Raw genomic sequence first — 9,738 nt, forward strand, 5'->3', positions numbered from 1 at the left:
GGCGGGTGGCACCGACGGTGCCGCAGCGGGCGGTGGACTGGTCGTCGCGGCGGACGACGATCGGTACGACGGTGGCGGCGGCTGCGCGGGCGACCCGCCGGCCGCGGCACCCGGCGTACGGGTGGGCAGCGGGCTGCGCCCTCGCGTCGGTTCGACGGCGGGCACCGACGGGCCGGCGGCCGGCTGCGGCGGCGGCTCGTCGAACTGCGGCCGGCTGAAGATGGCGGTCGCGTCGTTGCCGTGCGACCGGAACCAGACCGCCTCCATCTCCCGGAAGATCGGCGCCTCGGCCGACGGCTCGGGCGGAGCGGTGATCGGCCCGGTCGCCATCGGGGTGGTGGCGGCCAGGCTGGCGCCCAACCCCCCGAAGGCGGCGCCGTCGAAGCTGCCACCGCCGGAGTTCCGGGTGGCGCTCGCGGCGAATCCGCCCGGGGCGGCCACCGCCGCGCCGGCGACCGGACCCGCCGGCAGCACCGGCGCGGCCGGTGCGGCGTGGCCACCGGCGTTCGCGCCGTGGTACGGCAGCGGGTCGAGGGTCGGCTGGGAAACGGTGGGCGTACCGGCGTTGAACCCGCCGGCGAAGGCGGGCGGCGGCGTGTGGGCCGGCGGCGCGGGTTCCGGCGCCGGTTCCGCGGCCGGCCAGGGCACCGAGGACGGCGTGTTGTTGCGCCACCGGTCGCTCAGCGTGGCGGTGGTGGCGAGCCCCGCACCGACCGGTTCGCTGCGGCCGGCCGGGGCCATCGGGGTCTGTTCGACCGCGAGCGGCTGGCGCGGGCGGGTGATCGCCTGATCGCGCCCGCGCAGGCTCGGCAGCACCACCGTGGCGTTGGGCAGCGTGACCTGCGCGACGGTGCCACCCTCGACGTTGCGGCGCAGCTCGACCCGGATGCCGTAACGGGCCGCGAGCCGGCTGACCACCGCCAGACCCATCAGCCGGAACGCCGCCACGTCGACGCTGGACGGCGCGGCGAGCCGCCGGTTGAGCGAGTCCAACTGCTCGTCGGTCAGGCCGAGACCCCGGTCCTCGATCTGGATGAGCACGTAGTCCCGGATCCGCCGGCCGTCCGCGACCACCGTGGTGTTCGGCGGCGAGAAGCGGGTGGCGTTGTCGAGCAGCTCGGCCACCAGCCGGACGACGTCGTTGACCGCGTGCGCGGCCACCGAGACGTCGGTGTCGACCGTGCCGAACTCGATCCGGTTGTAGAGCTCGACCTCGGACTGCGCGGCCCGCAGCACGTCCACCAGCAGCGCGTCCTCGCGGCGCGGCACCGCCGAGTCCGCCCCGGCCAGCACGAGCAGGTTCTCGTCGTTGCGGCGCATCCGGGTGGCGAGGTGGTCGAGTTCGAACAGCTGGGCGAGCCGCTTCGGGTCCTCCTCGCCGCGCTCGATCGCGTCGAGTTCACCGATCATGCGGTCGACCAGGGTCTGACTGCGCCGAGCCAGGTTGAGGAACATCGCCGAGACGCTGGTCCGCAGGGCCGCCTGCTCGGCCGCGACGCGGACCGCCTCCCGGTGTACGACGTTGAAGGCCAGGGCCACCTGGCCCACCTCGTCGCGGTTGTTGAGCTGGATCGGATCCCGCACCTCGCGGACGATCTCGTCGACGCCGCCGTCGCTGACGTTGCCCATCCCCTGGAGCCGGCGCACCGCCTCGGGCAGGTCGTGGTTGGCCACCGAGAGCGCGCCCTCGCGCAGTCGGCGCAGCGAGTGGTTGAGCGAACGGGCCAGCACCACGGCCAGGGTCACCGCGATGAGCAGGGTGAGCAGCACCAGCGTCGTCTCGATGACGGCCTGCCGGATCACGTCCGCACGGGCCTGCTCGGCCTGGGCGAAGAGGCGGTCCTGCAACTCGATCTCGGCCCACCGCATCAACTCGTGCACCGCGCCGATCGCCGCGGTGGCGTCCTGGGCGGTGACCGGCGAGCGCTGCCCCACCGAGCGACTGATGTCGGTGGCGATCCGGTCGGCCAGCACCACCGCGTCGCCGGAAACGGTGCTGTCGACCAGGGCGCGCTGGTCCGGGTCGGCGGCCAGTGAGAAGGCCAGCAGTGCCTCCTGCTGACCGGTCAGGGTGGAGACGAAGGCGGAGAACTGCTCGCTGTCGAGCCGGCCGGCGCTCAGCGCCGTGAACGCGATCGACTCCTCCTCGGCAACGGCCGCCTTGGCCCGAGCGAAGGCGGCGACCGCGCGCCGGCTGTCCGCGAGCCGCTCGTCGCCGGGCAACTGGGCCAGCCCGTCGCCGTACGCGACCAGGTCGGCCAGCACGACGCCGTAGCGCAGCGCCGCCTCGGCGACCTCCATCTGCTGGCGGTCGAGCACCTCCTGCCGGGTGCCGTCCAGGGTGTCCAGGTGCGCGTCGATGGCCGCCAGGCGGTCGCGGACCGCGGCGGGAGCCTCCCCGACCCGGGCCCGCTCCGCGCGGTACGCGTCGATCCGCTCCTGGGTCCGGCGGACCCGCAGGTTGTACGCGTCGGCCTGCTGCTGGGGCGCGGCGAGGTAGGCCGCCGCCGCCATCCGCTCGGCGTGCAGGTCGTTCGTCAGCGCGGAGATGTCGATGGAGAGCGAGGTGAGCGATCGAGCCTGGGTCGCGTCGTAAGCGCCCTCACCGACCGCGACCAGCCGGACCGTGGCCAGCGCGATGACCGCGGTGACCGGCACGACCAGGATCAGCGCCAGCTTGGACCGGATCCGGGCGTCGCGCAGCCGGGGTAGCCTGCGAGATCCCTTCGGCGCGGCGTTACCGCTGGCGGGCAGGGTCGTCGGTCCGGTGCTCACGACATCGCCTCCGTCGTCTTCTCCACGCCTGCTCCGTCGACCCATGCGCGGAGCGACGGCCGGCGCCACGCGCGGCACGGCCGCGATTTCATCAGACGGGATCGTGTTTGGGAAGCCGCAGCGAGGAACGAAACGGTCGGACGGCGCGCATCCCGTGATCCGGTCAACTAATACCTTCATTTCCACAGTGGCCCTGAACAGGGCATGTGACTCCAGAGTGGTCATTCGTGTCGCCACAGTAAGCGTTTGAAAACATCTGGTTTCCCCAACATGTGGGATCCGTGTCCCGAAACGCCTCCGGTGGCCTCGCTTGACCGCAGCGCCCGGCATTGGCAAGGTTTTGCAGGCTTCGCGCACACGGTACGGCAGACCCGCCCCCAATATCCACTGTGGATAGTTGCCGTCCACCGGTGACCGGCTCCCGCCCGCGCCGCATCAGCCCGCGCCGCACCAGGAGGACAGAGTTGACCCCCTTCCGATCCGCGACCGCCACGGCGCTCGCGTCGACCCTGCTGGCCACCATGCTCACCGGCTGCCAGTTCGGGGGGCAGGCAAAGGACAACACACCGATCGTCATCGCCGCCGACCTGGAACTGTCCGGCGCGGCGGCCGGCGTCGGTAAGGCGTACCGCCAGGCACTGGAACTGAAGCGCGACCAGTTGAACGCCTCCGGTGCCCTGAACGGCCGGACGGTCGAACTGCTGGTGAAGGACAACCGTTCCGACGCCAGCGAGTCGCTTCGCAACATCGCTGACTTCAGCAACGATTCGCGGGTCAGCGCCATCATCATGGGCGGCTGCAACGAATGCGCGGTCGGCGCGGTCCGCACCGTCAATGAGAAGCAGATCCCCACTGTCGCGCTGGCCGCCGCCGGCGCCGTGGCCAGCCCGGTGGCGGACCGCCGATACGTGTTCAAGCTGGCGCCCAACGCCGCCGACAACGCCGGAGCGCTCACCGTCGAGCTACGCCGCCGCAACATCCGCACGGTCGGCGTCCTGCGCAGCGACGACGCCTACGGGCGGGAGGGCGTCCAGGCGCTGCGCGGCGAGTTCGACAAGGCCGGCATCGAGGTGCTGGCCGAGACGTCGGTCCGGGGTACGGACACCGAGGTGGACCGGCAGGCCGGGACGCTGGCCGCGGCCAAGCCCGAGGCGCTGGTCCTCTGGACCGCACCCGAGCAGGCGATGCTCGGTGCCACCGCGGTCAAGCGGGCCGGTTTCCGAGGATCCCTGTTCCTGGACGCCGCCGCCGCCGGTGACCTTTTCCTCGGCACCGCGGGCCGGGCAGCGGATCGGGCGACCATGGTCTTCACCCAGACCATGGTGATCGACGATGTGATCGCCACCACTCCCGCGAAGGCCGCGCGCCGCCAGTGGTTCCAGGACTACACCGCCCGATTCGGCGGCTACCACGGCTCGTCGTCCTTTGCCGGAGACGCCCTCCAGCTCATCGTCGACGCCGAACTCCGCGCCGGAGGCCCGGCCGGGAAGGTCGACCGGGACGGCCTCCGGGACGTGCTTGAGACGTCCCAGATGGACGGCCTGTCGGGGCCGATCCGGATGACGCCGGACAACCACTCCGGGCTGATGCCGCAGGCGCTGACCACCCTGGTCGCCCGCAACGGCCGGTGGCGGCTGGCTAGCTGAGGCGGTCCCTCACCGGCTGGAGGTGGTCTCGCGCAGCCAGGGCAGGCTGCGGCGCTCGACGAGCACGAGCGCGGCGTAGAGCAGGATGCTGACCAGGGCGACCAGGATGATCGCCGCCCACGCGGTGGCGGTGTCGCCGATGCCCGCGTACTGCTGGATGACGTAGCCGAGACCACCTTCGCCGGCCTGGAACTCACCGATCACCGCGCCGATCGCGGCCAGCGGCATGGCGACCTTGAGGCCGACGAAGATCTGCGGCAGCGCGGCTGGGAACCGGACCTTGCGGAACGCCTGCCAACGGGAGGCGTTGTAGGACCGGACCAGCTCGGCCAACTCGGCCGGCGTGGTGGTCAGGCCGGTCGCGGTGGACAGCACGATCGGGAAGAAGCAGAGCAGGAACACCATGGTCAGGATGGGTTTCTGACCCCAGCCGAGCGCCACCACCAGCAGCGGGCCGAGGGTGATCTTCGGCACCGCGTTGACGGCCACCAGCAGCGGGGTGAACATCCGCTCGACCGTCCGCGAGGCGGCCAGCGCCAGGCCAATCAGCACCCCCGCCACGACGGAGAGCGCGAAGCCGAACAGGATCTCCCTGGTGGTGGTGGCGGTGTGCTCCAGCAGCCGCGCCGGGCGCGCGGCGAACGCGTCCAGCACGTCACCGGGCGGCGGCAGGGCGGCCGGGTGGATCAGCTCCAGCCGGGCCACCAGCCACCAGAGACCGAGGGCGACCAACAGACCGGCGGCCGGCGGCAGCGCCGCGACCGCGACACCCCGCAGGTCACCCGGCCGCCACCGCGGGCCGCGCGGAGCTGCCGGGGATGGCTCGGGAGCGAGCGTCGCCTCCGGCGGCCGTGGGCGGACGTCGGTCATCGGATCCTCCTGCGGTTCGAGCGAGGTCTGGCTGGGCAGAGCAGGGGTACGCCGCACCGGCGATCCGGTGCGGCGTACCCCCTTGCGGAACTGTTCGGCCTCAGGCCTGCGGCGTGAGGTTGAAGTCGATGATCTGGTCGGGGGTGAGGTCCGACTTCAGTGCGCCCGCACCGCGCAGGATCGCGATGCTCTTGGCGACCCGGCCGCTGTCCAGCGTGCCCAGGGCGGTGCCGGAGTTGCTGGACCGGACGTAACCGGCCATCAGCTGCAGCTCGGCGGCGGCCGCGGCGGGGTTGACCGCCTCGGCGTTCTTCGCCAGGATCTCGGCCGCCTCCTGCGGGTTCGCCAGGGCGTACTCCAGGCCCTTGAGTAGCGCCTCGGTGAACTTCTTGACCGACTCCGGCTTCTCGCTGGCGTACTGCTTGGAGGTGATCAGCACGTTGCCGTAGAGGTCCTGCATCACGTTGCTGTACGGCAGCAGGACGGCCTTCTTCTTGGTCACCGCCTCGATGGTCGGCTGGCCGACGACGAACTGGCCGATGCCGTCCACCGAGCCGGAGGCGAGGGTGCCCATCAGGGTCTGCGCCTCACCGTTGACCCAGGTCACCTTGGTGTAGTCGATGCCGGCCATCCGCGCGTACGTCGGGAAGAGGTTGCGGACCACCGAGCCGGGGGTGTCGGCGAGCTTCTTGCCCTCCAGGTCCTTCGGGGTGTTGATCCCGGTGCCCTCGACGGTGGCGATGGCGGCCATGGTGCGCTGCTGGATGGCGGCTACCGCGACGAAGTCCTTGGCGTCGCCGTTGCCGAGCTGGAGCAGGCCACCGGTCAGGTCGATCGGGCCGAAGTGCGCCTGACCGCCGACGATCGTCTGGATCACCGCGCCGGTGCCCTGCCCGGGCTTGATCTCGACGTCGAAGCCGGCATCCTTGAAGAAGCCCTTCTCCTTCGCCACCCAGGCGTAGGAGTCACGCCCGAAGTTGCCGAACGACGTGAGGTACGTCACCTGCTCCAGGGACGCGCCCACCCCGCTGTTCTCCTCGGCCTTGCCCGAATCGCTACTGCAGGCGGAGACCAGGGCGAGGGCGGTGGCCAGCGTGGCCGCGGCGACCGTACGGGTCAGCCTTCTCATCAGTGCACCTTGTCCTTTCCAACCGGGGCATCGGCCGCCGGGAGGGAGTTGTCGGGCGGCACCGGCAGCCGGGATGGAAGCCGACACCGCGTATCGAGGGGACTCTTCGCGGGCACAGCGTACGAGAACCCCACCTTTGCGACGCCAGGCGTACCGGGTTGCGGAACGGATACAAATGGATGTCCACCCCGGACGGTGCGATACGGGACCGAGCCGGATAGCCTTTGGCGGATTCCTGACTACCCACTCAGCGGAGGCCGCCGGAGATGATCCGACTGTCCGAGGTGTCGCGCACCTTCGACGGCCGCGCCGGCCGGGTCGAAGCGCTGCGCGGCATCGACCTCGACGTGACCGAGGGCGAGTTCATCGCGGTGCTCGGCCGCTCCGGGTGCGGCAAGTCCACCCTGTTGCGGCTGATCGCCGGCCTGATCCCGGTAACCGCCGGGGAGATCACCGTTGGCGGCACGCCGGTCACCGGGCCCCGCCCGGACATCGCCATGCTGTTCCAGCGACCAGCCCTGCTCCCGTGGCGCACGGTGCTGGACAATGTGCTGCTGCCGGTGGAGATCTTCGGCTGGAAGCGCGCCGACCACCGGGACCGGGCCCGGGACCTGCTCGACGTCGCCGGGCTCGCCGGCTTCGAGAAGCGGCTGCCGCACGAGCTGTCCGGCGGCATGCAGCAGCGGGTGTCGCTGTGCCGATCGCTGATCGGCGACCCCCGGGTGATGCTGATGGACGAGCCCTTCTCCGCGCTCGACGCGCTCACCCGCGAGGAACTCGCCGGGGAACTGCAACGAGTGCACATGCGCAACGGCGCCACCGTCGTCTTCGTCACCCACTCCATCGACGAGGCGGTGCTGCTCGCCGACCGGGTGGTCGTGCTCAGCCCGCGCCCCGGCCGGGTCCGCAAGGTCGTCGACGTGACCATTCCCCGGCCCCGGACCCTCGGCCGCAACGCCCATCTGGCGGACGTCGCCCGGGTCAGCGCCGACCTGCACGAACTGCTGATGGAACGCGACCAGCCGGCGACCGTCGGCACGGAGGGACGATGAGCATGCGGGTGGCCGTCTTCACGGAGCCGCACCGGGGCGCCAGCTACGACGACCAGCTCCGGTTCGCCCGGCTCGCCGAGGACGGCGGGTTCGAGGGCTTCCTCCGCGCCGACCACTACCAGGCCATGGGCGACGAAGAGGCCCTGCCCGGCCCAACCGACGCCTGGCTGACGCTGGCCGCGCTGGCCCGGGAGACCAGCCGGATCCGGCTGGGCACGCTGGTCACGTCGGCGACCTTCCGGCCGCCCGGGCCGCTGGCCGTGATGGTGGCCCAGGTGGACCAGATGAGCGGCGGCCGGGTCGAGCTGGGCATCGGCGCCGGCTGGTACGCCCGCGAGCACATCTCGTACGGCATCCCGTTCCCCGGCACCAGCGAGCGCTTCGACCGACTCGCCGAGCAACTCGAAGTGATCACGGGACTGTGGGACACCCCGTCGGGCAAGACCTTCAGCTACACCGGTGACCACTACCAGCTCGCCGACTGCCCCGCCCTGCCCAAGCCGGTGCAGACCCCCGGGCCGCCGGTCATCGTCGGCGGCCGCGGCCCCAAGCGCACCCCGGAGCTGGCCGCCCGGCACGCCGACGAGTTCAACGTGCCGTTCACCAGCGTCGAGCAGACCGCCGAGGCGTACGAGCGGGTGCGAGAGGCCTCCGACCGGGTCGACCGCACCGGCACCGGGCGCCGGCCGCTGGTGCTTTCCGCCGGCATCGTGGTGGCGATCGGGCGTACCGATGCGGAGGCCCGGCGCCGGGCCGCGCCGCTGCACGTCAAGAGCGCCCTGCCGCCCGAGGACCCGGTGGTCGGGTCGCCGGAGCAGTTGATCGACCGGATCGGCGAGTTCGCGGCGATCGGCACTGAGCGGGTACACCTGCGCCTGATCGACCTCGCCGACCTGGACCACCTGGAGCTGATCGCCGCCGAGGTGCTTCCCCGACTGGACGGACCCCGATGACCGAAACGCCGCTCGATTCCCACTCGTCCGGGCAGGAACTCGTCCTCGGCCCGGTGGGCCAGGAGATCGTCTTCGAGAACGACCGGGTCCGGGTCTGGCACATCCGACTGGAGCCGGGCGAGCAGCAGCCGCTGCACCGGCACGACCACCCCTATCTGGTGGTGGCCATCCAGGGCGCGAAGAACGTCGTACAGACCATCGACGGCACCCGGATCGATGCCGACGAGCCGACCGGCGGGGTGGTCTACCGCGATCCGGGGGCCGTGCACATGCTCACCAACGTCGGCGACACGACATACCTGGCCCGGCTAGTCGAGCTCAAGTAGACCCGCCGCGAGCAGGTACTCCGGCGTCACACGGCGTGCCGGTGGCGATTGGTGGCGACGGACCGTAACGTGCCGTTCATGGCCAATCGGACCTTGAGCCGACTACTGCTCACAGCCTTCGGCGTCAGCCTGCTGGCCGGGGCCGGTCAGCTCGGCCTCGCCTTCGGCTTCGGCGTCGTCCGGCTCACCGGCGCCTTCACCGGCGCCACCGTCAACCAGTGGCCGGCCCAGCTCGTCTGGGCCGGCTGGTTCGCGGCGAACGCCGCCGTGATCGGTGCCGTGCTGACCGAGCGGATGGCCCGCCACGAAGGGCAGCTCACCGGCACCGGTCGGCAGCTGGCCGTCGCGGGCGGCGCCGCCCTGGGCGCCACCGTCGTGGCACCGTTGTGCATGCAACCGGCCCGCAGCGCCGAACTCATCTCGATCGACCCGGTCTGGGCCGTGGCCATCTGCGCCGTCCTCGGCGCGGTGGTCGGCGCCGGCGCCGCGCTGGCCGTGCTGTTCCGGCCACCGTTCGCCTGGAACATGGCCGCCGTGGCGGCGGTGGTGTGGCTGGTGGCGCTGCTGTCGGTCGTACCGTCGCTGGGGGCGGACGGGCCGCTGAACCCGGTACGCCTCGGTGTGCTGGAGCCGGCGTGGCTCTCCGCCGACGCGGCGCAGCGACTGGGCCTGCTGGTGCTGCCGATGGTGACCCTGCTGGCCGGCGTGGCCACCGGAGCGCTGGCCCGGCGACGCGGGCACCCGCCGCTGGTCAGCGGCCCGAGCGGCGTCGCCGGGCCGGTGCTGGTGGCGTTCGCCTACCTGACCGCCGGCCCCGGCGACACGGGCGACCGCTACCAGCTCTCGCCCTACTACGGCGCCCTGATCGCCGTCGCCGTCGGCGCGCTCGGCTCCGCCACCGCCGCGTTGCTGCCCTGGCCACCCGGGAGGCGGCCCACCGCCGACACGGCCATCGAGCCGACCGCCATCCTCCAGCCGCTCCCCCCG

Annotated in this window: 7 protein-coding genes and 1 pseudogene; 5 read left to right on the forward strand and 3 right to left on the reverse strand. The window is 72.1% G+C overall.

Annotation, left to right across the window (positions count from 1 at the left end):
• Positions 1–2,775 (reverse strand): sensor histidine kinase (locus C1I95_RS28195; RefSeq protein ID WP_111218315.1); only part of this gene is annotated, 2,775 nt, incomplete at its 3' end.
• Between the two features lie 464 nt (positions 2,776–3,239).
• Between C1I95_RS28195 and C1I95_RS28200 the strand changes: the two genes are divergently transcribed.
• On the forward strand, positions 3,240–4,421 hold the full coding sequence (locus tag C1I95_RS28200; protein ID WP_111218317.1) for an ABC transporter substrate-binding protein: 1,182 nt from the start codon (positions 3,240–3,242) through the stop codon (positions 4,419–4,421).
• A 9-nt stretch (positions 4,422–4,430) separates the two neighbouring features.
• On the opposite strand, the gene C1I95_RS28205 is transcribed toward C1I95_RS28200, so the two are convergent.
• Complete coding sequence (locus C1I95_RS28205; protein ID WP_111218319.1) at positions 4,431–5,291, reverse strand: ABC transporter permease; 861 nt, start codon at positions 5,289–5,291, stop codon at positions 4,431–4,433.
• A gap of 100 nt (positions 5,292–5,391) precedes the next feature.
• Entirely contained in the window at positions 5,392–6,420 is a 1,029-nt protein-coding gene (locus C1I95_RS28210) for an ABC transporter substrate-binding protein (protein ID WP_111218321.1), read from the reverse strand.
• Positions 6,421–6,686: 266 nt separating this feature from the next.
• Between C1I95_RS28210 and C1I95_RS28215 the strand changes: the two genes are divergently transcribed.
• From C1I95_RS28215 to C1I95_RS28230, 4 genes and pseudogenes are all read left to right on the forward strand, one after another.
• Entirely contained in the window at positions 6,687–7,472 is a 786-nt protein-coding gene (locus C1I95_RS28215; protein ID WP_111218323.1) for an ABC transporter ATP-binding protein, read from the forward strand.
• Between the two features lie 2 nt (positions 7,473–7,474).
• Complete coding sequence (locus C1I95_RS28220) at positions 7,475–8,425, forward strand: LLM class F420-dependent oxidoreductase (RefSeq protein WP_111218325.1); 951 nt, start codon at positions 7,475–7,477, stop codon at positions 8,423–8,425.
• Complete coding sequence (locus C1I95_RS28225) at positions 8,422–8,751, forward strand: cupin domain-containing protein (protein WP_111218326.1); 330 nt, start codon at positions 8,422–8,424, stop codon at positions 8,749–8,751. Before C1I95_RS28220 ends, C1I95_RS28225 begins: the two co-directional genes overlap by 4 nt.
• A gap of 78 nt (positions 8,752–8,829) precedes the next feature.
• Positions 8,830–9,738, forward strand: a pseudogene (locus C1I95_RS28230) (hypothetical protein); the annotation flags it as partial.

The organism is Micromonospora craterilacus (assembly GCF_003236315.1).
Classification (GTDB): Bacteria; Actinomycetota; Actinomycetes; order Mycobacteriales; family Micromonosporaceae; genus Micromonospora; species Micromonospora craterilacus.

Excerpts from the sequence above, each read along its gene's own strand:
- C1I95_RS28225 (WP_111218326.1), top strand. The coding sequence starts at position 8,422 with ATGACCGAAACGCCGCTCGATTCCCACTCGTCCGGGCAGGAACTCGTC.
- C1I95_RS28215 (WP_111218323.1), top strand. The coding sequence starts at position 6,687 with ATGATCCGACTGTCCGAGGTGTCGCGCACCTTCGACGGCCGCGCCGGC.
- C1I95_RS28210 (WP_111218321.1), bottom strand. The coding sequence starts at position 6,420 with ATGAGAAGGCTGACCCGTACGGTCGCCGCGGCCACGCTGGCCACCGCC.
- C1I95_RS28205 (WP_111218319.1), bottom strand. The coding sequence starts at position 5,291 with ATGACCGACGTCCGCCCACGGCCGCCGGAGGCGACGCTCGCTCCCGAG.
- C1I95_RS28220 (WP_111218325.1), top strand. The coding sequence starts at position 7,475 with ATGCGGGTGGCCGTCTTCACGGAGCCGCACCGGGGCGCCAGCTACGAC.